This is a genomic window from Actinomyces oricola, assembly GCF_004104015.1.
GTDB lineage: Bacteria > Actinomycetota > Actinomycetes > Actinomycetales > Actinomycetaceae > Actinomyces > Actinomyces oricola.
In genome coordinates this window covers 1-21,540 of sequence record NZ_RYFV01000022.1, presented here as the reverse complement: position 1 = coordinate 21,540, position 21,540 = coordinate 1, and the positions used below count along the sequence as shown (strand labels likewise).

The window sequence follows — 21,540 nt, the reverse complement described above, 5'->3', positions numbered from 1 at the left end:
CCGTGAAAGCACTGCTGATCGTGGAGTCCTGTTTCGGAGCCACCGCCGCCCTGGTCGAGGAGGTTGCCGCCGGCCTGCGGCAGGGTGGTGCTCAGGCCGACGTCATCCCGGCCGCCCGGGCGCAGACGGTCATTCCCGATGACATCTCCCTGCTCGTTCTGGCTGCCCCCACCCACAACCGGGGCCTGCCGACTCCGGCGTCCAGGCGCTCAGCCCGGGCTAGAGGTGGTGCTGGCGCCGAGTCCGGCATTCGCGAGTGGCTGGAGACCGCGACCATCTCGCAAGGTGTGCGTGTGGCCGCTCTCGACACAGTCACCTCACGGTCGTGGATCTCCGGTTCGGCGGCGAAGCGGATTGCCAGGGCCTTGGGCAGGCGGAGTCCCGGAACCGTTACCTCTGTGCGCAGCTTTCTGGTCACCGACCAGGGCCCGGCCGACGGCGAGACCGAGCAGGCCCGTGCCTGGGGCCGTGCGCTCACCACCGCCTGACCGCCCTCCCCACCGGCCACCCCTTCCACCGGACTCCCTTCCACCGGCCACCCTCCAACAAAATCCTCACAGCACAGCGTCCGTGGATGCCCTGCTGTGAGGATTTTGTTGGAGGGGACGGGGGTTAGACGTTGAAGCCCAGGGCGCGCAGTTGCTCACGGCCCTCAGGGGTGATCTTGTCCGGGCCCCATGGCGGTAGCCACACCCATTGGATGCGCACCTTGTCGGTGATCCGACTGAGGACCTGCTGGGCCTGTTCCTCAATGACATCGGTCAGCGGGCAGGCGGCGGTGGTCAGGGTCATGTCGAGCACCACAGTCCCGTCGGCCTCAATGGACACCCCGTAAAGGAGCCCCAGGTCAACAACGTTGATCCCCAGTTCGGGGTCAATGACGTCGCGCAGTGCCTCCTCCACGACCGCCACGTCCGCAGGGTCGGCGGGCAGGGCAGGGGCGTGCTGGGCGGCCATGGGGTTGGATGGCGCACTGGGACTGGAGGCCATCGGGTCTGGTGCTGGTGTCTGACTCATTGGTGGCTCCTCGGGTTAGGCGGGACGTGTGGTTTGGTTCCGGTCACCGGGCGCCCGCAGGCTGGGGCAGGGCGACGCCGGATTTGGCCAGGGCGTCCTTCAGGGCCATCCAGCCCAGCAGGGCGCACTTGACACGGTTGGGGTACTTAGAGACGCCCTCGAAAGCGGCGGCGTCCTCCAGTTCATCGCGCACCGCATCGTCTACTCCCCTGCCCCGGGAGTGCATGAGCAGGTCGAAGTCCTCGGCTAGGCGGGCGACAGTGGCCAGATCGGCGCCGTCAACCAGGTCGTGCAGGACAGAAATGGAGGCCTGGGAGATGGAGCACCCCTGCCCCTCCCAGCCCAGGGCGACAATGCGCCCGCCCTCGACGCGCACGGCCAAGTCCACTTCGTCCCCGCAGGTGGGGTTGACTTGGTGGCTGGTGGCGTCGGGGGCCTCGGGCAGACCCTCCCCGTGGCGCTCGTGCGAATGGTCGAGAATGACCTGCTGGTACAGCTGGTCGAGTTCGTTCATAGTCACCTCTTGAAATAGCGGTGCACCGCCGAGGCCGCCTCCAGAAAACGGTCAATCTCCGCGGCGGTGGTACAGGGTCCGAAGGATACGCGGGAGGAGGCGTGCACGCCGAAATGGGCGTGGATCGGCTGCGCGCAATGGTGGCCGGTGCGCACCGCGACGCCCGCGGCGTCGAGCACCTGGCCGACATCGTGCGGGTGGACGCCCTCAATGGTGAAGGCCAGGACCCCGAGCCGGTCGCGGCTCTCGGCCGGCCCCAGCAGTTTGAGGCCGGGCACCTGGTCGACCCCCGCCAGAAGTCGCTCCGTTAGGAGCTGCTCGGTGGCGTCAAGGCGGTCCATGCCAATCGCCCCCAGGTAGTCCACGGCCGCCTGCCAGCCGACGGCCTGCGCTAAGGGTTGGCTGCCGGCCTCGAAGCGGGCTGGAGGGGCCATATAGGTGGAGGCCTCCATAGTGACCTCCTCAATCATCGAGCCCCCGGTGAGTACCGGCGGCATGGCCGTCAATAACTCGTCGGTGGCCACCAGCGCCCCAATGCCAGTGGGGCCGAGCATCTTGTGGCTGGAGAGCACCATGGCGTCCACCCCGGCAGCGCTGAGTGCCGCGAAATCCAGGGGCAGGTGCGCCGCCGACTGGCAAGTGTCCAGGAGAATCAGGGCGCCCACGGCGCGCGCGGCCGGCAGGATCTGCTCCAGGGGGGCCAGGGCCCCGGTGACGTTCCCCGCGTGCCCCAAGGCCAGCACGCGGGTGCGCTCGGTGATAACCCGGGTTGTGGCCGGGTCAATGCGCCCGTCGGCGGTGAGGTCCAGCCAGCGCAGGGAAGCGCCGGTGCGCGCGCACAACTCCTGCCATGGCACGAGGTTGGCGTGGTGCTCGGCGCGAGTGACCACAACCTCATCGCCTTCACCGATGACCAGGCGGCGCGCCGGGTCGGCGTCGTCGGCCGGTGCGCCCCCGCGAGAGGCGGGGCGCCCGGCACTGGCGTGGCTCATGGCCAGGGCCACCAGATTAATGGCCTCGGTGGCGTTCTTCGTGAAGACGAGCTGGCTGCCGCGCGCCCCCACGAAGGCGGCCACGGCATCGCGGGCATCGGCCAGGGCGTCGGTGGCCTCATCGGCGATCTGGTAGGTGGAGCGCCCAGCGGCCCCGTTGCTCATGCGGTAGAAGCGGTCGGCGGCCTCAAGGACCACCTGCGGCTTCTGGCTGGTGGCCGCCCAGTCCAGGTAGGCCAGTACCTCGCCATTGCGGGCCGGACGCGCCAGGTAGGGGAAGTCGGCCCGGATAGTTGCTTTCTCCTGGGCGCTGAGGGGCGCGGCATGGGAGCCGGTCATGGGACATTGCCTCCTGGGCGGTCATTGGGTGGTGGGGGCGCCGTAGCCGACCGCTCAGGCCAGGAAACGGTCGTAGCCCTCGGCCTCGAGGCGGTCGGCCAGTTCGGGGCCGCCGGCCTCGGCCACACGGCCGTCGACGAAGACGTGGACGAAGTCGGGCTTGATGTAGCGCAGAATGCGCGTGTAGTGGGTGATGAGCATAAAGCCGGCGTCGGACTCGGCGTGGAGTCGGTTAACGCCCTCGGCCACCACGCGCAGGGCGTCAATGTCCAGACCGGAGTCGGTCTCGTCCAGGACGGCGAAGCGGGGGCGCAGGAGCTCCATCTGGAGGATCTCGAAGCGCTTCTTCTCCCCTCCGGAGAAGCCGGTGTTGACGTCACGCTGGGCGAAGGCGGGATCCATGCGCAGGTTCTCCATGGCCTTGTTGACCTGGCCGACCCACTGGCGGACTTTGGGCGCCTTGCCGTCGAGGGCCGTCTTGGCGGTGCGCAGGAAATTGGCCACCGAAACCCCGGGGACCTCGACCGGGTACTGCATGGCCAGGAAGAGGCCGGCACGGGCGCGCTCGTCCACGGACATCTCCAAAAGATTGACGCCGTCGAGGAAGACCTCGCCCTCAGTGACCTCATAGTCGGGGTGACCGGCGATGGAGTAGGCCAGAGTGGACTTACCTGAACCATTGGGGCCCATAATGGCGTGGACCTCACCGGAGGCAATGGTCAGATCCACGCCGTTGAGGATCGGCTTGGGGCCATCGCTGGTGGCGACCTGGACGTGGAGGTTGGAGATCTGGAGGGTGCTCATCAGTGCTCTTTCGGACGATGGGTTGGGTGCGTCGGGGTGGCCCTCAGGCCTGGGTGGGATCGGCCATCTCGGCGCCGGCGCGGGCGGCAATGAGGCCGGTGAGCTCGAGCTCCTTCTCAATGGCGGCCATAAGCCGCTCCTCGACTTCGGGTACGCCAATCTCGGTGACGATCTCGTTGAAGAAGCCGAGTACCACTAGGCGGCGGGCGTCGATCTCGGGGATGCCGCGGGCGCGCAGGTAGAACAGCTGCTCGTCGTCGAAACGACCGGTGGCGCTGGCGTGGCCCGCGCCCTCGATATTGCCGTTCTCGATTTCCAAGTTGGGGATGGAGTCCGCTTTAGCGCCCTCGGTCAGGACCAGGTTGCGGTTGAGCTCGTAAGTGTCGGTGCCGCGGGCGCCAAAGCCGATGAGGCAGTCCCCGACCCACACGGCGTGGGCGTTCTCCCCCTGGAGGGCCCCCTTGTAGGTCACGCGCGAGTAGCAGTGCGGCTCGGTGTGGGCCACGAAGGGGCGGTGCTCCTGGTGCTGGCCGGCGTCAGTGAAGTAGACGCCGTAGGCGTCAATGTGGCCGCCCTCGCCCGCGAAGCCGAAGTCGGAGGCGATGCGCACGTCACCACCCAGGGAGACGACGACGTGCTTGAGGGTGGCGCGGCCCTCAAGGCGCACACGGTGGTTGGAGGCGTGGACGGCCTCATCCTGCCAGCCCTGGACAGTGACCAGGGTGAGGTTGGCGCCCTCGGCGACAACAACCTCAACAGTCTGGGTCAGGGCCGCGGTGCCGACGTGATCAAGGATCACGGTGCCGGTGGCGTCCTTCTCGGCGACGATGAGAAGGTGCGAGGCGGCCGGGTTCTCCAACCCGGGGTCCTGTCCGAGCACGGTGACGCGCGCAGCACGCCCCAGTGCGGTCCCAGCGCCCAGGGTCAGGGCGGTAGAGCTTTGGAAAGCGGCCCAGGCGACGACACCGGTGCGGTCGACGGGCGCGCCGACGGTGCCCAGGCGATCATCGCCGCGGTCGAGGGCTTCGACGGTAACGCCCTGGGGGGCGTCGACGCGGACTGCGACTGCTGTCGGGCAGGCGGCGGTGCCGGCGCCCACGGCGTCAAGATCGAACAGGGGGGCGAAGCGCTTGAGGGGGGTGAAGCGCCAGTCCTCTTCGCGCCCGTGAGGGACCGGGATGTCGGCGGGGTCGAAGGAGGTGGGGCGGTCTGCGCGCGAGGAGACGTAGCGCGCCGCGGCGGGCGCCCCGTGGCTGTGGGCGCCCTCGAGAGCGGCGCGGGAGTGGTCGGTGGTCAGGTCTGGCATGTGGGGCTCCTGTGCCGGTGCTGCCGGCGGGGTCGGGGGTGAGGCGGTGTCGATCGGATGGCCCTCAGCCGACCGAGTTCTCCATCTGCAGCTCGATGAGGCGGTTGAGTTCCAGGGCGTATTCCATGGGGAGCTCGCGGGCAATGGGCTCCACGAAGCCGCGCACGATCGTGGCCATGGCCTCGGTTTCACTCAATCCGCGCTGCATGAGGTAGAAGAGCTGGTTGGCGCTGACCTTGGAGACGGTGGCCTCATGGCCCATTTCGACGTCGTCGGTGCGCACGTCCACGTAGGGGTAGGTGTCCGAACGCGAGATCTCGTCGACCAGCAGTGCGTCGCACAACACGTTGGACTTGGAGTGGCGCGCGTTCTTCATGATCTGAACCAGGCCGCGGTAGCCTGAGCGGCCGCCCTGCCGGGAGATCGACTTCGAGACGATGTGGCTGGACGTGTGTGGCGCCATGTGAACCATCTTGGCGCCGGTGTCCTGATGCTGGCCCTCGCCGGCGAACGCAATGGACAGGGCCTCGCCGCGGGCGTGGGGCCCCATGAGAAAAACGGCGGGGTATTTCATATTGCGCTTGGAGCCAATATTGCCGTCCACCCACTCCATGGTGGCGCCCTCGGCGCAGGTGGCGCGCTGGGTAACGAGGTTGTAGACGTTGTTGGACCAGTTCTGAATGGTCGTGTAGCGCACGCGGGCGTTCTTCTTAACAATGATCTCCACGATCGCGGCGTGCAGGGAGTCGGTGGAGTAAATGGGGGCGGTGCAGCCCTCAACGTAGTGGACGTAGGAGTCCTCGTCGGCAATGATGAGCGTGCGCTCGAACTGACCCATGTTCTCGGTGTTAATACGGAAGTAGGCCTGGAGCGGGACTTCGACGCTCACGCCCTTGGGGACGTAGATGAACGAGCCGCCGGACCACACCGCGGTGTTAAGGGCGGCGAACTTGTTATCACCGGCCGGAATAACGCTGCCGAAGTACTCGCGCACGAGCTCGGGGTACTCGCGCACGGCGGTGTCAGTGTCCACGAAGATGACGCCCTGCGCCGTGAGGTCCTCACGGATCTGCTCATAGACGACCTCGGACTCGTACTGGGCGGCCACGCCCGACACGAGGCGCTCGCGCTCGGCCTCGGGGATGCCGAGGCGGTCGTAGGTGGCGCGGATGTCCTCGGGCAGGGCGTCCCAGGAGGAGGCGGGGCGGTCGGTGGCGCGCACGTAGTACTTCACGGCGTCAAGGTCCAACTGGGACAGATCCACGCCCCATGTGGGCATGGGCTTGCGGAGAAAGACCTCGTAGGCCTTCAGGCGCCTGGCAAGCATCCACTCCGGCTCACCCTTGATCGCTGAGATCTCACGGATGACCTGCTCGTCCAGGCCGCGCTTGGCGTTGGCGCCGGCCGCGTCGGAGTCGTGCCAGCCGAACTCGTAGGCCGTCGAGATCGAGTCAATGATCTCGTCGTCGCTGCGCGCAGGGGCGGTCGTGGGTGATGTCATCGGGTTCCTTCCGTTCGCCGGGGTCGAGGGCCCCGCGTATCTGAGGCGCGGACGGCGCGCTTACGAAGCGCGGGTATCGCAATGGGGACGTGTGTGGTGCACACGTGCTCGCCGCCCGCCAAGGTGGCCAGGCGCTGCACCGGCACACCCAGGAGGCGGGAGAACGCCTGGGTCTCGGCGTCGCACAGCTCGTGAAACTGGTCGGCGACGTCGCGCACGGGGCAGTGGCCCTGGCAGAGCTGAATAGCATAGGTGCCGTCACCGACATCGCGCACGGTGGCGGCGTAGCCGTCCAGGGTCAGGGCGTCGGCCAGGGCCAGGGCGCGGTCGGCCGGGTCCTTCCCGGCGGCGTCGACGACGCCGCGGTAGCGGCGCTCCAGGTCTCGTCCGCGCACGGCGGCGAAGGAGTCCACGGCTTCTTCCCCGGCGACTTGGGAGAGGTATCCCAATGCGCGGGTGGCCAGGTCGGCGTATCCCTCAGCGAAAGTGGTGCGCGCCTCGCGGGTGGCCACGTAGTGCCGGGCGGGGCGGCCGCGTCCGCGCTTGCCGGATCCGGCCAGGCTGTGAACCTCGATCTCGTGGCGCTCCTCCAGCGCGGTAATGTGACGACGCACAGCCGCGGGGGTGAGCTTGAGGATCTTGGCGAGTTGGGCGGCAGTGATCGGGCCTTTCTCCACAATGAGGTCAAGGACCCGGGCGCGGGTGGAGTCGTCGTCGCCATGGGTCATGGTTGCTCCTCTCCGCGTCGGGACGGTGCGCGTCCGGCGACCTGGGCCAGACCGCCGCCGGACGCCGCGGCTGGAGGTCGGACCGTCCGACGCTCGACGTCAAGCACCAACTTTACCCAAGATCATCGTTCCCATATTCGTGGGCCGCAAGTCCCGGACAGAGTGTCACTACGTGGCGTCAAGCACGCCACCCTCCCGTAGATCCGCCTTATATGGGAGGGTATTTTCTACCGGTTTGGTTATTGGCGGGTTGCCTACAGGCTCTGCGGGCTGCGCAGCCAAGGGGCGTCGGGGGCCCGCAGACCCTCGTAGTCGCGGGACCGGGCCTGAGCCAGGGCCAGTAGGCCGACAACGGTGGAGGGGTTGTGGATGCGCCCGCCCATGACAGCCTCCAGCGCGTCGGACAACCGCACCCAGGTGGGCACGAACTCGGCCTCCTCATCCTCCCGCACAGTCCGCTGATCCTGCGGCAGCACAGTGAGGTTGCGGGCCAGGAAAACGCGCAGGCCCTCGGTGGTGAATCCGGGCGAGGCGTACATATCGACCAGCACCTGCCAGCGAGCCGCCGCATAGTCGGTCTCCTCGGCGAGCTCGCGCTGGGCGGCGGCCAAGGGCTCCTCCCCCGGCTCATCCAGCAGCCCTGCGGGAATCTCCCACAGGGCAGCGCGCACCGGGTGCCGGTATTGGCGCACCATGAGAACCTCGGCGGCGGCATCCCCCTGGGAGGAGCTGGGGCCTTCGCGCAGGGCAACGACGCTGACGGCGTCATGGTGAGCCACGACCTGGCGCGCCACCGGCTCCTGACCCTCCTGAAGCCCGACATGGTCGGCGTCGACGGCGAAAATCGGACCGGACCAGACCCGCTCGTGACTCACCACCAGGCGGTCTTCACGCTGGTCGGCGAGGGGGGATGTTGTGTTCATGATTTCTCCTGGCTGAGGACGCCACCATCGCCGTGGACGCGGCGGGGGGCGTGAACCTGACGTTGACGTTCCAGACCCGCCTTAATCAACCCCACGAACGATGGGCGCAGGTGGGCCGGGACTTGAACTCGGGGGTGGGCCCGGGTGACGAGGTAGTAGGGATGATGAACGGTCAAGCTCAATGAACTCGGTGAGGCGCCCGTCCGGGAACGTACCGGTCATGTGCGGGCCCGCCGACTCCAAGAACTCACGGTAGTGGCGTCGCACGGACGTCACGACCGCAGTCCGCCGTATGACCGGCACGGCTCTCCCGTAGATCACCAGTGAATCACCAGTAATGAATTACCAGTAATCAGGAGGCGGTCAGCAGGCTCGCCTCCAGTTGAGCCGCCAGGTCAGCCTCAGTGGGCAGAGCGGCGGCGGCCAGTGCGGAGTCTGCGCGGGCCTGGTCCCAGGCGGCCCGGTCGCCCAGGAGCGCGGCGATGGCGTCGGCGAGCGCCACCGCGCACGCGGGCACCAGCGTGGCCCCGCCTCGCGCGGTCACCGCTGTGCCGCCGACGTCGGTGGCGACTATGGCGGCCCCGGCGCGCAGGGCCTCCTGGACGGTCAGGGGCTGGCCCTCCCACAGGCTGGTCTGCACCACGAGGTCGGCCGCGGCCATGAGCTCCGGTATGTCTTCGCGCCGGCCCAGCAGCCTCACCGGTAGCCCCTCGGCCTCCATCTGCGCCCGGGCCGCCTGCTCCTGCGGTCCGTCACCGGCCACCGCCCATGTCAAAGCGTCCAGTTGCCCGGCACTGACGCGCGCCGCCAGAAGGCCGGCGGTCTCCAGGAGCAGGTCGGTCCCTTTCTGAGGGGCCAGGCGCGCCACTGTGAGGACCCGCCGGTGCCCTGGGGGCCAGGGGGGCGCCACCGGCCCACCCTCGGACCGGGCATCGGGCTCCGTCTGCCCATCGCCCGCACCTGGCATGGAGGGGCGGGGCTCGGGAGCGGGGACGACGGCGAGCTCGACAGTACGGGCCCCCAGCTGCCGGGCCCGCTCGGCCAGGTCCGGGCTGACCGCCAACACCAGGTCGGCGCGGGCGGCAACAACCCGCTCCAAGAGAGCGCCCAGGGCGCGAGCCGGGGACCCGCCGACGGTGAGATTGTGAAGAGTGACCACCAGGCGGGTGCGACCGGGGCGCCGTCGTCCCAGGGCCAGGGCCACCAGTGCTCCGGCGCGCAAGCCATGGGCGTGGACGACGTCAGCCCTGCCCCCCAGCCGTCGTAGGCGGGCCACGACGGCGCTGTCACTCAGCGAGGGGCGCGAGCCGATGGCCAGTGATTCGCAGCGGGCGCATCCCGCATCCAGGCCATCCAGAACCTGGGCGGGGGCCTCAACAATGACGTCGTGGCCGGGGGCGGACAGGAGACGGGCGCACTGGGCGAGGTGGTTGCGCACCCCTCCGGAAGCCATGCCCGCTACCAGCAGCACGCGACGTCGAAGCGGGGCGGGGCCCTCGGCGGCGCCCTCCGAGGCGCCCTGGGCGGGATCCGGCTCGGCGGGGGGGTCGCTCATGGATGCTCCTTTACTTCACCGGGATTCACCGGGAGGGCTGGTGGGGTCTGTGGTGCTGTGGCGGCGCAGGGAGCCCAAGAGCCGCCTGTCCGCCACATGGATGGCCGCCAACGCCATTGCGGCCACGAGCGCAGCGCCCACGATCGCGGCACCGACCGCCCCGACCGTTGAGGGCACTCTTGCGCTCAGGGTCCGGGAGGCGAGCCCGGCCGCCATGGCCACGGGCGCACCGAAGGCCAGGACCCGCCCGGTGGGGCGCAGCACGCCCGCCCCCAGGCGTCGGGCCAGGACCAGGGCCAGGCCGATCCCGGCCACGCCCATGCCAGTGCTCTGACCAATGCCCAGCCCGATGAGGGTGGCGGCCCCGTCGCCGCCGGCCGGCGCCGCCAGCCGTACGGCCAGGGCGGAGGCGCCGGCGACGGTGAGCCAGCCCAGCATGGTGGCCCGGGCAGCTTCGCGAGCGTGGTCGGAGGCGAACAGGACGCGGGTGACCTGGTAGATCAGGGCATAGCCGACAAGCCCGGGGGCCATGGCAGCCAACGCGGCCCCCATGCCGGACACAGGCGCCAGGAGGGTGAAGAAACGTTCGGCGCCGGCTGAGGCGGCCAGGAGCATGCCGGCCCCCGCCACGGCCACTGCCGTGACCAGGGCGGTCGATGAGGCGGTCAAGGCCCGTGCTGTGGCGGGCGGGGCTGCGGCTCGATCCACTGCTGGGCCCGCGCCGGGCGCCGCCTTGTGGGTGCCGGCCTCGAAAGCGGCGGCCAGGCGCGGGTACAGGACCGTGGCCACGGGCACGGCCAGCACCGCATAGGGCAGAACGTAGATCGCCTGGGTGTACTGGTAGACGGCCACGGTACCGGTCTGGCCACCGGCACGCGCCAGGGCCAGGACCACGACGACGCTGGCCTGCTGTGCCAGGAGAGTTTCCAGGCCGGCACCGCCCAGGCGCAAGACGCGGCGGGTCTGGCGCCCGCCCAGGCGCAGGGTGGGGTGCAGGCGCAGGCCCAGTCTGCGCACGGGCCACAGCAGGGGCAGGCTCAGGGCGGCCACGCCCGCCGTGGTCCCCCATCCCAGGACCTGGAGGGCCGCGGTTGGGACGGCGCCATCCGGGGCGCCGGCCGACATGTGCCCGTAGAGGGCGTAGGTGGCCATGACCACCAAGCTGGAGAGGACCGGGGTCAGGGCGGGCCAGGTGAAGTGGTGGTGGGCCTGAAGGACTCCGGTAAGGACCACGCCGACCCCGTACAGGGGCACCTGGAGGGCGAACATGCGCAGGAAGTCGGCTACGAGCCGGCGCTGGAGATCGGGGTCGACTCCCTGGGAGGCGGGAAGGAGGCCGGCCAGGGGAGTGGCCAGGGCGACCAGGAGCAGGGACAGGGGAACCAGGATCACCAGCACCAGGCCCAGTAGGCCGCTGGCGGTGCGTTCGGCCTCGGCGCGCCTCCCGGCGCCCACGGCGGAGGCCAGCAAGGGCACGACGGTGGCCGCCAGGGCCCCGCCGACCACCACCTCGTAAAGGACGTTGGGGATCTGATTGGCGGTGGCGTAGGCGCCGGCGACGGTGCCCGCGCCCACGGCGGTGGCCTGGACGATCCAGCGTACGAAGCCCAGGACACGGGAGACGAGGGTCAGCCCCGCGACGCTCCCGGTCAGTGTGAGCAGGCCCGGGCGGCGGGCGGGTGCGCTCATGAAGGGCGGCGTCCCAGGGAGTCCAGGGCCGCTAGCACGGGGGTGGACTCAATGATCCGGGTGAAGGACACCTTCTCGCTGGCCAGCACCAGGGCCACTCCCCCGGTGGCGGCCAGGGCGCGCAGCCGGGCGTCGGGGTGGGCGGCCAGGGCGGTGCCCACGAGGGCTCCCAGGGCGTTGGCGCCGGTGTCTCCCAGCATGGTGCGCTCGGCCAGGTCCTCGGGCCCCGCAGCTGCGGCGGCGCCCAGGGCCCCGGCGGCCAGCAGTCGGGTGGTGGTGGCGGCGCGGCCGGGGGATGCCGCCAGAAGCGCGGCCATGAGCGCCGTGGCCTTCAGGGCGCGGCCCGGGCGCAGGTCGAGCAGGTTGAGCACATTGGCCCATGAGGCAATAACCACCGCACTGCCGGCGGCGTCAGTGGCAATGGCGGGCAGGGTCTTGCCTGCGGCACGGGAGCGGGCCAGGAGTACCCCGGCGACCATGGCGCCCGAACCGATGACGGCGATCTTGAGGACTCCGGTGGTCACGCGTCCCTGAGCCAGGGCTCCCAGGTGCCCCTTGAGGCCCTTGGCGACCTCGGCGCCGTCGTGGGCGCCGGCGTCGAGGTCATCGACCAGCCCTGCGGTGCCGGCGGCCGCCACGGCGACGACGGCGGCCGCACTGTGGCGCGCCCCGACCTGGGGGTGGGTCAAGCGGCCGGTGATGGAGCCGGCGGCAGTGGCGCCGACAGCGGCCCCAATGCCGCCGCGCAGGCTCACGGCGCGGCCGTGGAAGTTGCTCCGCTCTAGGTGCTTGCGGCACTGACGCGGCCCCAGGGCCGCAAGCGCCCCGGATCCGCCCAGGGTGGCTGCGGCGCTGAGCGCGGCGACGGTGATGCGTGGCCGGAGGCGGGTCACTGGTCTCATGGGTGCAGCGTAGGCCCACGGGCCTCAGGAGGCGGTGGGCGGCATGACGGCGTCAGCGCCATTGTCGAAGCCGTAGGCGCCGGTGGTGCCCGCGGCGGTGGCCGCCAGTGCCAGCGGGGTGGACACGGCGGCGGTGACCTGGCCGACGGAGTCAATAGTGGTCACGGCGGCGTCTGCGGAGCGCAGGGTGGCGACGACGTCGCCCGGCGCGTCGGCGGCACCGACGACCACGGTAGTGGCCGCGGTGGCGGTACCGATCAGGGCGGAGGACCAGGCGGAGGGGTCCTGGCCGCTGTCGGCCGAGGCGGTGGCCTTGTTGCTCCCGGCGGTCGTTGAGCGCGGGCCAATGACGACAATGGCGTTGGCGGCACCGGTGGCCGTGGCGTCAATGGTGATCAGAGGGGTCTCGGAGGCGGTGAGCAGGTCCATGAGAGCCGAGGCCTTGTCCCCCTCCGTGGTCAGGGCCACGCCCAGGCCCTGACCGAGGATGGTGTTGCCGTCGGTGGAGGAAACGGAGTCCATGTAGCCGGTGAACTGCCCGGAGTAGGTGGAGCGGAATGTCTCGCGGGAAACGTCCGCCCAGGCGGTCGTCGCCTGGTAGCGGCCGTTAATGGTGCCCCCGGCCGCCTCGATCTGCGCGATCACCGCGTCAATGTCCTCCCCCTTCGCCTCGGGCATGACCACCACGGCGACGCTGCGCCCGGTCAAGGTGCCGGGGATGAAGGACTGCGCGGCGGCAGCGATGTAGGAGTCGCGCTCATTGACGGCCGTCGAGGTCTGTTCGAGTTTGGCCTGGAGCGAATTGCGGTCGGTGCGCAAGGAGGTGACCTGGTCGTTGAGGGCGGTGCCCAGGGAGTTCTGGAGGGGCCCCGCTCCCAGCACGACACCGACCGCCAGGGCGAGGAACACGGAGATGAGTGAGACCAGGTGGTAACGGAAGTCGATCATGGTGAAGGCCTTGAGTCCTTGTCCTTGTGGGTCCTTGTGGGTCCTTGTGGTCCTGGAGCCGTCAGACGTTGGGGGTGCTCGGGGATAGGCCCACGAGCGAACGGAAGAAGTCAATGAGGTCGTCCCACACGGCCCCGGACAGGCCCAGGAAGGTCTGCCCGGCCGGGGTCGCCATGAGGGCGACGACCAGCGCAACCAGGCCCGCCAGTGCCAGCATGACCAGGTGCCAGCCGGAGATGCGGGTGCGGTAAAGGCGGGAGACGCCTTTGGCGTCAATGAGGCGCCCCCCGACTTTGAGGCGGGTCAGGAAGGTCGAGCTCATGCCGGCGCGCCCTTTGTCGAGGAATTCCAGCAGCGTGGCGTGCGTGCCCAGCGCCACAATGATCTCGGCGCCGGCCTCGTCGGCAATGAGCATGGCTATGTCCTCGCTGGTGCCGGTGGCGGCGAAGACGCTGTGCTCCACACCGAGGTCCTCCACGCGGGACAGGCCTGGCGCCCTGCCGTCACGGTAGGCGTGGACAATAATCTCGGCACCGCAGGTCAGGGCCTTGTCGGACACCGAATCCATGTCGCCCACAATCATGGCGGGCTTGAAGCCGGCCTCCAGGACCGCGTCGGCGCCGCCGTCAACCCCGATAATGACGGGCTTGTACTCGCGAATATAGGGCTTGAGGGCCTGAAGATCCTCCTTGTAGGAGTACCCCCGCACCACCACCAGGACGTGCCGCCCGTTAATGTCGGTGGTGATGTCGGGCATGCCCACGGAGTTGAGGAGCAGGTCGCGCTCCTTGCGCATGTACTCCATGGTGTTGGCGGCGAAGGCCTCCAGTTGGACCGCCAAGCCGGCTTTAGCCTCCTCCATGGAGGCTTCGACGCTCTCACGGGTCTGAACGGTGCCCTCGGCGACGACAGTGCCCTTGTCTTTGAGGGCCACCACACCGGACTCGACGACAACGCGCTGGCCCTCGCGCAGACGCATAATGTCGGGTCCCAGGTCGTCAACCAGGGGGATGCCAGCCTCAACAAGGATGCCGGGCCCCAGGTTGGGATAGCGCCCGGACACCGACGGGGCGGCGTTGAGGACCGCCGCCGGCTTGCACTCCACCAGGGCCTCGGCGGCGACCCGGTCGAGGTCGGTGTGGTCGATGACGGCGATGTCTCCGGGCTGGAGCCGCTTGGTGAGCTTCTTGGTGCGCGCGTCGACCCGGACCGGACCACCGAGGCGGTCCGGATCCGACGCCGCCTGCCTGCGGAACGGGTTCCTCACGTCTGGGATTGTGCCATGGCTGCCTCTGCGAGCAACTCAGCGGCGTGCCGCACCGCGGCCTGGGAGTCCTCATGCCCCGAGAGCATTCGAGCCAGCTCGCGCTCACGGGCCTTGCCGGTCACGGCCGTCACACTGGTGCGGGTGCGCGTGATTGCAGCCTGCTTTCCGGGTGGGGCGCAGTCCGCGGAGGTCTCCTTGTGGACCACAAGATGGGTGTCGGCCCAGGCGGCGACCTGGGCGAGGTGGGTGACCACCACCACCTGGTGGCTGCGGGCCAGGCGGGCGAGTCGTCGTCCGATCTCCCTGGCGGCGCGCCCGCCGACCCCGGCGTCAATCTCATCAAAAACCAGGGTCCGGTTATGAGGAGGAACACGCTCGTCAGCGCCCCTGCCCGACGCGTCCGCAGCGCCCCGTCCATACGGCTGCCCGGCCGGGGCGGTCTCTGGGCCGGCGCCCGGGCCACGGCCGGCTGCGGCGTCGGCGAGGACCACCTCCAGGGCGAGCATAATACGGGAGAGTTCCCCGCCGGAGGCGCCCTTCCCCAAAGGCAGGGCCGGGGCCCCGGGGTGAGCAACCAGCAGCAGGGCGACTGACTCCAGGCCAGTGGGGCCGGGCTCGGGCAGGGCCTCCAGGTCAACGACCAGGCGCGCCCCCGTCATCTGCAGACCGGTCAGTTCGGCGGTGACCTCCGCACTTAGGCGCTGGGCCAGTTCCTGGCGCGCTCCGGTGAGTTCCCGCCCGACGCTGAGGAGCCCGGCCCGAGCCTGCTCCAGGTTCTGACGCAAGATGGCGGCGGTGTCCTGGGGGCCGTCGAGCTCCTCCAGGCGAGCGGCGGCGGCTCGCCCCCACTCCATGAGGGCGTCAACACTGTCGATCTGCGTGGCGGCCCCCCCGATCTCCCGGCAGGCGCGGGCGAGTTCGGCGCGGCGGTCCTGGACCCAGGCCAGGCGAGCGGGGTCGGAGTCTATCCCGGCGAGGTGGTCGCCCAGATCCGCAGCAATGTCTGCCGCCAGAATGCCGAGTTGGCGGATCCTGGCGGCCAGCTCGGACAGGACCGGGTCAAGGTCGGAGACCTGGGTCAAAGCGCGTTCGGCTCCGGCCAGCAGGCTAATGGTCTCCGGTTCGTCGGCGCCGTCTTCGCTTCCGGTCAGGGCGGCGATGGCGATGGCCGCGGCCCGGCGCAGGTCCTCGGCGTGATCGAGGCGCTCAGCCTCCTGGGTCAGGGCGATATCCTCCCCGGCGCTGGGGGCGAGATCCTCCAGGTACTCCAGCCAGGCGCGCAGGCGGCTGGTCTCGGCGGCGCGCTCACTGGTGCGGGACTCCCAGTCCTCCAGGCGGGCTGCGGCCTCGCGGCAGGCGCGGTAGGCCTGAGCGTAGCGGCGGCAGCGCGCAGCATGCTCGCTGCCGCCGAGCAGGTCAAGGGCGGTGCGCTGGGCCGCGGGTGAGCGCAGTCGGAGCTGGTCGGCCTGGCCGTGGACGGAAACCAGGTGGGCGCCGACGTCCCCCAGGACTGAGGAGGGAACAGCACGTCCCCCCAGGTGGGCGCGTGAGCGGCCGGTAGCGGGCACGGTGCGGGAGGCCAGGAGAAGGTCCTCATCAAGCTCGGCGCCGGCTTCGGCGGCCCGCTCGGCGGCCCGCGAGGCAGGGGCGACAGTGAAGGCCCCCTCGACGAGGGCCCGGTCGGCCCCCGCACGCACCACGGTGGACTCCGCGCGCTGCCCCAGCAGCAGGCCCAGAGAGGTCAGGACCATGGTCTTGCCCGCTCCGGTCTCACCGGTTAGGGCGGTCAGCCCCGCACCGAAAGCGAGGTCGGCCTCCTCGATGACCCCCAGGTCCTCGATGTGGAGGGAGTCGATCACCGCGGGCTCCTGCCCCTACCGCGGGATGCTGCGGCTCGCCATCCTTCGACGGGCAGGCTGAACTTGCGCACCAGGCGGGTGGAGAAGGGGGCGTCGTTGAGGCGCGCCAGCCGCACGGGGCGCGCCGAGCGAGTGACGCGGATGCGGGAGCCGGCGCCCACGAGTTGGCTGCGCCGCCCGTCGCACCAAATCTCGGCGCCGCCGAACCCGGTGTACTGGATGACGACCTCCAGGCAGTTGTCGGGGCCGAGCACTAGGGGCCGGGTGAACAGGGCGTGAGCGGCCAGGGGGACCAGCAGCAGGGCCTCGACTTCAGGCCAGATGACGGGCCCGCCGCCGGAGAAGGCGTAAGCGGTTGAACCGGTGGGTGTTGACATAACGAGGCCATCGCAGCCGAAAGAGGATACGGCCTGCCCATCGACGCCAATGGCCAACTCGATCATGCGGGCACGGTCGCACTTCTCCAGGGCGGCCTCGTTAAGGGCCCAGTCCCGGGTAATGACTCCCCCGGGGTTCTCAACCTCGATGTCGAGGGTCATGCGTTTGTCAACCTGGTAACGCCCGGCAACGATGTCGGCCACGACCTTCTCGACTGCCTCCGGGTCGGCCTCGGCCAGAAAACCGACGCGGCCGGTGTTGACCCCCAGCAGGGGGACGTCGTGCTCCCGAGCCTCCTCACAGGCCCGCAGAATAGTGCCATCCCCGCCCAGGACAATGACGAAGTCGATCTCGCCGGGCTGGGTGGGCTCTCCGAGGAGGACCGGCTCGACGCCGTGGGCGCGCAGGGCGGCCTCGGTTCGGGCCACGGCCTGGGCGGTGGAGGCTGAGCTCCCTCTGCGGTCGGGGGGCACGGGCTTGTCGTTGAGGTCGCGCTGAACAATCATGGCCCGCTTGACCGGTAGGTGCTCGTTCGCGGGCCGGGCGACGTCGTCGGTGGGCTGAGCGCCCTGCTGCACAAGTGCGGGTGTCATCGCCTCTCCCTCGTCGTGTGTCTTGTCGGGGCACTGGCCGGCCCCTCGGCGACGGCGCGAGCGGTCTCGGCGGCAAGGTCGTCTCCAGTGAGGTCAGCGGGGTGGCCCGCGCGGCCTGCGTGCATGTTCAGAAAGTACTCGACATTGCCGGCCGGGCCCGGCAGGGGGGAGGCCGTAATGGCGTCAATGCCCAGTCCCAGAGCGTGGGCGCGTTCAGCGACCGTCAGAACCGTCTCGATGTGGAGGGCGGGGTCGCGTACGACTCCGCCGCGCTCGAGGCGTCCTTTGCCGACCTCGAATTGGGGCTTGACCATGAGCAGGAGGTCGGCGTCGGAGGCGGCGGCGCGCACGAGTGGCTCCAGGACCAGGGTCAGGGAGATGAAGGACAGGTCACCCACAACCAGGCCGGGCGCGGGGGTGAGGGCGCCGGAGGTCAGGGTGCGCACATTGGTGCGGTCCATGACAGTGACGCGGGGGTCGGATTGGAGGGACCAGGCGAGCTGGCCGTAGCCGACGTCGAGGGCCACCACGTGCCCCGCCCCCCGGCGCAGAAGGACGTCGGTGAAGCCCCCGGTGGAGGCGCCGGCGTCCAAGCAGTGGCGTCCGCGGACGCGGGGGGCCAGGCCACGGGCCTCCAGGGCGTCCAGGGCCCCGGCGAGCTTGCGGGCGCCGCGCGAGACATAGTCGTCCTCGGGCTCCGTGGCGACCTCGATGGCTTGAGCGGGGTTGACCTGACGGGCGGGCTTGGCGACCGGGGCGCCGTCGAGGGTGACGCAGCCGTCGGCGATGAGCTGGGCGGCATGGGTGCGTGAGCGGGCCAGGCCGCGGCGGACAAGCTCGGAGTCAATGCGGATCAGACGCGCCATGCTGGGCGCCTCAGCTCTCGGCCCGGTCCAGCGTAGAGGCGAGCTCTGCGCGGATGGCGTCCAGGGCGGCCGCCTGCTCCGCCAGGGGCAGGGAGGCGAGGGCGGTAAGGCCGGCACTGTGGTCCACGAGGTGCCCGGTGAGGGCGCCCTCGTGGGGCGTGGGGCGTGGGTTGGGGTCCGGTAGTCCGTCCTGCTCCGTGGTCACGGGATGGCTCACCGGGTCAGGCCACCGTGATCCTGGGGACGCGCAGCGCAGTGCCGGCGGCGCCCTGGGCATCGGCGTGCTCCCATGCGGCGCAGGCGGCGGCGCGGTAGGTGTCCAGCGGCAGGACGACGGCGTCGCCGTCCAGGACCCCGTGGCTGCTGGTGACCAGTCGGTCGTCGTGGACGCGGGCCAACTCACCGCCGACCTTCCACCAATCCAGGGCGTCGACAGTAATGCGCTCCGGAACCGGGTGGGGCTCCAGGAGGCCGCGCAGGTCCGTGTGAAGGTAGCTGGGGCGCTCGGCGGGGACGGCGAGGATGACGTCGCGGGCCGTGGACACGCCGGTCAGGACGTGCAGGCCGGGGATGGCGGCGGCCCGCGCCCCGACGTGGTCTGTGTTGAGCCGGTCGCCTACTGCCAGCGGGCGTGTGCCGCCTGAGCGGGCCAGGGCGCGCTGGTAGATGCCGGGGAAGGGCTTGCCGCCGGCCAGGGGCTGCTTGCCGCTGGCGTTGGCCAGGGCCGCCACGAGGCTTCCGTTGCCCAGGGCGAAACCCCGCTCGGTGGGCAGGGTGGCGTCCAGATTGGTGGCCACGTGCAGAGCCCCATCGGTAATGGCGTAGAGGCCCTCTGAGAGCATGGCCCAATCCACGGAGGCGTCCCAGCCTTGGATTACTGCCGCGGGATGATCTGCGGCGGATTCGGCGATGGTGAAACCCTCGTCGAGAACGGCCTGGCGCAAGCCGTCGCCGCCGACGATCAGCACTGATGACCCCGTGGGAACATGCTCGGCCAGGAGGGCGGCGCCATCCATGGCGGCGCTGAAGACCTCGCTGGGGTGGGCCTCAATGTCGTTGGCGGCCAGCTTGTCCGCCACGGTGCTCGGGGCCCGCGAGGCATTGTTGGTAACGAAACTTAGTCGCATGCCTTGGGCCCGGGCGCCGTTGACCCCCTCAGCGGCGTGTGGGACGCGAGCAGCTCCGGCGAAACAGACGCCGTCGAGGTCGAGCAGGGCCACGTCGTAGGTAGCGGCCAGTGGCCGGTCGCTACCCAGTAGGTCGCAGGTGGGGGCGTCGGTGGGCCGGGTCATGGGGGTCAATCCTTCTCGTCGTCGACGGCGGGCTCGGCGGCTACAGTCCCAGTTTCCACCTGGTCTATGCCGTCTGGGCCGGGCTCCGGCTCTGGAGTGGGGGCCGTGTCCTGCTCCTCTCCCAGGAGCTCTGCCATCTCGGTTTCGACGCGCTGGGCGAAGTCGGCCGACCAGGCGGCGTCCTCATCCGGCTCATCCGCATGCTGGAGATCAGCGTTCTGAGAGCCGGTTCGTTGGGAGTCGGCGTCTACTGCCGCCTCCGGGGTCGAGCCCCGGCCGGGGTCGGTCTCCTGGCCGGCCTGCTCGTCCACGGTGTCCTGGTCACCATGGGCTTGAGCCGCCCTGGCCGCCTCCTGCTCTTCATAGTCATCGACGAGGTCGAAGACCTCAACCTCTTCCTCAATCGTCTCGGCCGTCTCCTCATCCAATCCGAGACGCCTGCGGATGGCGGCGGCCTCCTGGCCTCGGCCGAGGTCCTGGAGGCGGTCAGCGCGCACGGAGTGCAAACGACGCAGCGTCTCGCGGTCGCCACGGAAAAGACGGATGGCGTCCTCAATGACGATCAGTCCAAGCTCATCATTACCGGTCTCATGGCGGATACCCGAGACCACCATGGCGATCTCGGCCTCCTCGACGTCGTCGAGTTGGGCTGGGTCGGCTCCTTGAGCTGCTTTGAGGGCCTGGTCGTGGCGGCCCAATGCGCGCTCACAGTCAGCCTCAATGGCACGGTGCAGATCGAAGCCGGAGAGTCGGCGAGCGGCGCGGATATCGCGTAGGGCTTCGGCGTAATGGCCGGCGAGATAGGCGGCAATGCCCGCGGACTCTCTGACGACGGCTATGCGTCCGGCCTGTGAGGCCGCATAGCGGGCGTGCGCATAGGCGGCCTGCGGGTCCGTGTCCAAGAGACGCTGAACCATGACCAGGTGGCGGGCGACGTTCTCCGCGTTCGCCCGGCCCAGTGCCCGCAGCTGACGGCGGGCGGACGCCTCTAGATCTTGGCCCGTAACCTCCTGGGGCAGGCGCGGTGCGGTGACGCGGTTACGCGGCCGGGGGCGCTGGTCGCGGCGGGAGTCGCGCCCATGCCCACGGTCTTGGCCGCGACCGCCCTCGTAGCGGCCGCGTTCACCACGACGCTCGTCCCTCTCGCGACGTGGTCCACGGCCATCGAAGCGGCGCTCACCATCACGGCTGCGCTCACCATCATGGTCCCCGGGGCGATACTCCTCGCCATCACGGCGTTCGCGCCGATACCCACTGTCATGGCCGCGTCCCTGACGGTCCGGGCGCCTGCCGCTACGACGCCAGTCCGCGCCCTCATCACGTCCACGCCCATAGCGGCGCTCGTCATTGCGGCCGCGGGAATCCCTCGCCGCCCGGTTCCCCTCACGCCGGGAACCCTCACTGTAGCGGTCGCGACCGCCGAAGTGGTCACGGTCCCCATAACGCCGGCCCTGGCCGTCATCAGGCCCCGAGCGATGGCCTCCACGGTTGTCGTCGCGAGGACCGAAGCCGTGGCGATTGCTGTGCGAGCCGCCAGAGCGGTGATGGGAGTCGCGCCTGTCCTGGGCCATGGTCCTTCTTTCTTGGTGGGCCGCGTGTGCCTCGTCGGGCGCGGCGCGGTAGCGCTAGCCTACCGGCGCACTCCCCGTGGCTTCCCAACAGGCGCCCCCGGTGGCGACCCGCTGCGGCACAGGACAGTATGGCAGTATCGCTGCGAGATGGCACGGGAGTGCATGGCGTGCTCTTAAACAGCGTGGTGTGTGTTGTTTTTGTGTGTTTTGGGGTGTGTGGTTCGGCGGTGTCTTACTCTCCCGCACGGTGTTGTGTGCAGTACCATGGGCGCTGGGAGTCTTAGCTGCCGGGTTCGGTGATGGGTCCGGGCGTGTCCCTCCCGCTATGACCACCGGACCACACACCCCATCCATATTGTGGTGTTTGTGTTTGTCGCGTGTGTTTGTGGTGTTTGGTTTCGTGTGTGCTTGGTGTTTGTGTTTGGTTGTGTTTGTGGCGTGTGTCTGGGTGGGTGGGTTGTGTTGTGGACCGTATAGTGGGCGCTAGTGTGTTTTG

20 protein-coding genes and 1 rRNA gene are annotated in these 21,540 nt (G+C 69.8%); 1 reads left to right on the top strand and 20 read right to left on the bottom strand.

The window, feature by feature from the left end; all coding sequences use genetic code 11:
• Positions 1-2 precede the first annotated feature (2 nt).
• Positions 3-488: a flavodoxin gene (locus tag EUC46_RS09155; protein WP_128773862.1), complete on the top strand. Its 486-nt coding sequence runs from the start codon at positions 3-5 to the stop codon at positions 486-488.
• 124 nt (positions 489-612) lie between these two features.
• Here the strand turns inward: EUC46_RS09155 and EUC46_RS09150 are convergent, their stop codons facing one another.
• From EUC46_RS09150 to rrf, 20 genes are all read right to left on the bottom strand, one after another.
• Complete coding sequence (locus tag EUC46_RS09150) at positions 613-1,017, bottom strand: metal-sulfur cluster assembly factor (protein WP_241655510.1); 405 nt, start codon at positions 1,015-1,017, stop codon at positions 613-615.
• Positions 1,018-1,060: 43 nt separating this feature from the next.
• On the bottom strand, positions 1,061-1,531 hold the full coding sequence (sufU, locus tag EUC46_RS09145; RefSeq protein WP_128773861.1) for a Fe-S cluster assembly sulfur transfer protein SufU: 471 nt from the start codon (positions 1,529-1,531) through the stop codon (positions 1,061-1,063).
• 2 nt (positions 1,532-1,533) lie between these two features.
• Positions 1,534-2,862, bottom strand: a complete 1,329-nt coding sequence (locus EUC46_RS09140; RefSeq protein ID WP_128773860.1) for an aminotransferase class V-fold PLP-dependent enzyme — start codon at positions 2,860-2,862, stop codon at positions 1,534-1,536.
• Positions 2,863-2,916: 54 nt separating this feature from the next.
• The gene (gene sufC, locus EUC46_RS09135) at positions 2,917-3,666 is read right to left on the bottom strand and encodes a Fe-S cluster assembly ATPase SufC (RefSeq protein WP_128773859.1); all 750 of its coding nucleotides are present in this window, start codon (positions 3,664-3,666) and stop codon (positions 2,917-2,919) included.
• A 43-nt stretch (positions 3,667-3,709) separates the two neighbouring features.
• Positions 3,710-4,972, bottom strand: coding sequence for a Fe-S cluster assembly protein SufD (sufD, locus tag EUC46_RS09130; protein ID WP_128773858.1), 1,263 nt, complete (start codon positions 4,970-4,972; stop codon positions 3,710-3,712).
• A 64-nt stretch (positions 4,973-5,036) separates the two neighbouring features.
• On the bottom strand, positions 5,037-6,473 hold the full coding sequence (gene sufB, locus EUC46_RS09125; RefSeq protein ID WP_128773857.1) for a Fe-S cluster assembly protein SufB: 1,437 nt from the start codon (positions 6,471-6,473) through the stop codon (positions 5,037-5,039).
• Positions 6,470-7,201, bottom strand: coding sequence for a helix-turn-helix transcriptional regulator (locus EUC46_RS09120; RefSeq protein ID WP_128773856.1), 732 nt, complete (start codon positions 7,199-7,201; stop codon positions 6,470-6,472). Before EUC46_RS09120 ends, sufB begins: the two co-directional genes overlap by 4 nt.
• 254 nt (positions 7,202-7,455) lie before the next feature.
• Positions 7,456-8,124: an NUDIX domain-containing protein gene (locus tag EUC46_RS09115; protein ID WP_128773855.1), complete on the bottom strand. Its 669-nt coding sequence runs from the start codon at positions 8,122-8,124 to the stop codon at positions 7,456-7,458.
• A gap of 352 nt (positions 8,125-8,476) precedes the next feature.
• A complete protein-coding gene (locus tag EUC46_RS09110) occupies positions 8,477-9,679 on the bottom strand; it encodes a glycosyltransferase family 4 protein (RefSeq protein ID WP_128773854.1) in 1,203 nt (400 codons plus the stop codon).
• Positions 9,680-9,694: 15 nt separating this feature from the next.
• Complete coding sequence (gene murJ, locus EUC46_RS09105; RefSeq protein WP_128773853.1) at positions 9,695-11,368, bottom strand: murein biosynthesis integral membrane protein MurJ; 1,674 nt, start codon at positions 11,366-11,368, stop codon at positions 9,695-9,697.
• Positions 11,365-12,270 carry a hypothetical protein gene (locus EUC46_RS09100; protein WP_128773852.1) on the bottom strand — a complete coding sequence of 302 codons (906 nt, stop codon included), beginning with the start codon at positions 12,268-12,270 and terminating at the stop codon, positions 11,365-11,367. Before EUC46_RS09100 ends, murJ begins: the two co-directional genes overlap by 4 nt.
• Before the next feature lie 24 nt (positions 12,271-12,294).
• On the bottom strand, positions 12,295-13,218 hold the full coding sequence (locus EUC46_RS09095; RefSeq protein ID WP_128773851.1) for a copper transporter: 924 nt from the start codon (positions 13,216-13,218) through the stop codon (positions 12,295-12,297).
• A 61-nt stretch (positions 13,219-13,279) separates the two neighbouring features.
• On the bottom strand, positions 13,280-14,485 hold the full coding sequence (steA, locus tag EUC46_RS09090; protein WP_128773850.1) for a putative cytokinetic ring protein SteA: 1,206 nt from the start codon (positions 14,483-14,485) through the stop codon (positions 13,280-13,282).
• A complete protein-coding gene (locus EUC46_RS09085) occupies positions 14,482-16,344 on the bottom strand; it encodes a DNA repair protein RecN (protein ID WP_128773849.1) in 1,863 nt (620 codons plus the stop codon). Before EUC46_RS09085 ends, steA begins: the two co-directional genes overlap by 4 nt.
• Positions 16,341-17,228, bottom strand: coding sequence for an NAD kinase (locus EUC46_RS09080; RefSeq protein WP_128773887.1), 888 nt, complete (start codon positions 17,226-17,228; stop codon positions 16,341-16,343). The genes EUC46_RS09085 and EUC46_RS09080 overlap by 4 nt, the downstream gene beginning before the upstream one ends.
• Positions 17,229-17,311: 83 nt before the next feature.
• Positions 17,312-18,181 (bottom strand): TlyA family RNA methyltransferase, encoded by an 870-nt coding sequence (locus EUC46_RS09075; protein WP_128773848.1) that lies wholly within the window; start codon positions 18,179-18,181, stop codon positions 17,312-17,314.
• 10 nt (positions 18,182-18,191) lie between these two features.
• Entirely contained in the window at positions 18,192-18,398 is a 207-nt protein-coding gene (locus EUC46_RS09070) for a hypothetical protein (protein ID WP_128773847.1), read from the bottom strand.
• A gap of 4 nt (positions 18,399-18,402) precedes the next feature.
• Positions 18,403-19,473: an HAD-IIA family hydrolase gene (locus EUC46_RS09065; RefSeq protein ID WP_128773846.1), complete on the bottom strand. Its 1,071-nt coding sequence runs from the start codon at positions 19,471-19,473 to the stop codon at positions 18,403-18,405.
• Positions 19,474-19,478: 5 nt separating this feature from the next.
• Positions 19,479-21,044, bottom strand: a complete 1,566-nt coding sequence (locus tag EUC46_RS13390; RefSeq protein ID WP_338324475.1) for a hypothetical protein — start codon at positions 21,042-21,044, stop codon at positions 19,479-19,481.
• 219 nt (positions 21,045-21,263) lie between these two features.
• Positions 21,264-21,381 (bottom strand): 5S ribosomal RNA (gene rrf / locus EUC46_RS09055).
• Positions 21,382-21,540: the final 159 nt, after the last annotated feature.

Excerpts from the sequence above, each read along its gene's own strand:
- EUC46_RS09115 (WP_128773855.1), bottom strand. The coding sequence starts at position 8,124 with ATGAACACAACATCCCCCCTCGCCGACCAGCGTGAAGACCGCCTGGTG.
- EUC46_RS13390 (WP_338324475.1), bottom strand. The coding sequence starts at position 21,044 with ATGGCCCAGGACAGGCGCGACTCCCATCACCGCTCTGGCGGCTCGCAC.
- sufU (WP_128773861.1), bottom strand. The coding sequence starts at position 1,531 with ATGAACGAACTCGACCAGCTGTACCAGCAGGTCATTCTCGACCATTCG.
- EUC46_RS09095 (WP_128773851.1), bottom strand. The coding sequence starts at position 13,218 with ATGATCGACTTCCGTTACCACCTGGTCTCACTCATCTCCGTGTTCCTC.
- EUC46_RS09110 (WP_128773854.1), bottom strand. The coding sequence starts at position 9,679 with ATGAGCGACCCCCCCGCCGAGCCGGATCCCGCCCAGGGCGCCTCGGAG.
- EUC46_RS09075 (WP_128773848.1), bottom strand. The coding sequence starts at position 18,181 with ATGGCGCGTCTGATCCGCATTGACTCCGAGCTTGTCCGCCGCGGCCTG.
- EUC46_RS09140 (WP_128773860.1), bottom strand. The coding sequence starts at position 2,862 with ATGACCGGCTCCCATGCCGCGCCCCTCAGCGCCCAGGAGAAAGCAACT.
- murJ (WP_128773853.1), bottom strand. The coding sequence starts at position 11,368 with ATGAGCGCACCCGCCCGCCGCCCGGGCCTGCTCACACTGACCGGGAGC.
- EUC46_RS09065 (WP_128773846.1), bottom strand. The coding sequence starts at position 19,473 with ATGACCCGGCCCACCGACGCCCCCACCTGCGACCTACTGGGTAGCGAC.
- EUC46_RS09100 (WP_128773852.1), bottom strand. The coding sequence starts at position 12,270 with ATGAGACCAGTGACCCGCCTCCGGCCACGCATCACCGTCGCCGCGCTC.
- EUC46_RS09150 (WP_241655510.1), bottom strand. The coding sequence starts at position 1,017 with ATGAGTCAGACACCAGCACCAGACCCGATGGCCTCCAGTCCCAGTGCG.
- sufB (WP_128773857.1), bottom strand. The coding sequence starts at position 6,473 with ATGACATCACCCACGACCGCCCCTGCGCGCAGCGACGACGAGATCATT.
- EUC46_RS09120 (WP_128773856.1), bottom strand. The coding sequence starts at position 7,201 with ATGACCCATGGCGACGACGACTCCACCCGCGCCCGGGTCCTTGACCTC.
- sufD (WP_128773858.1), bottom strand. The coding sequence starts at position 4,972 with ATGCCAGACCTGACCACCGACCACTCCCGCGCCGCTCTCGAGGGCGCC.
- EUC46_RS09080 (WP_128773887.1), bottom strand. The coding sequence starts at position 17,228 with ATGATTGTTCAGCGCGACCTCAACGACAAGCCCGTGCCCCCCGACCGC.
- sufC (WP_128773859.1), bottom strand. The coding sequence starts at position 3,666 with ATGAGCACCCTCCAGATCTCCAACCTCCACGTCCAGGTCGCCACCAGC.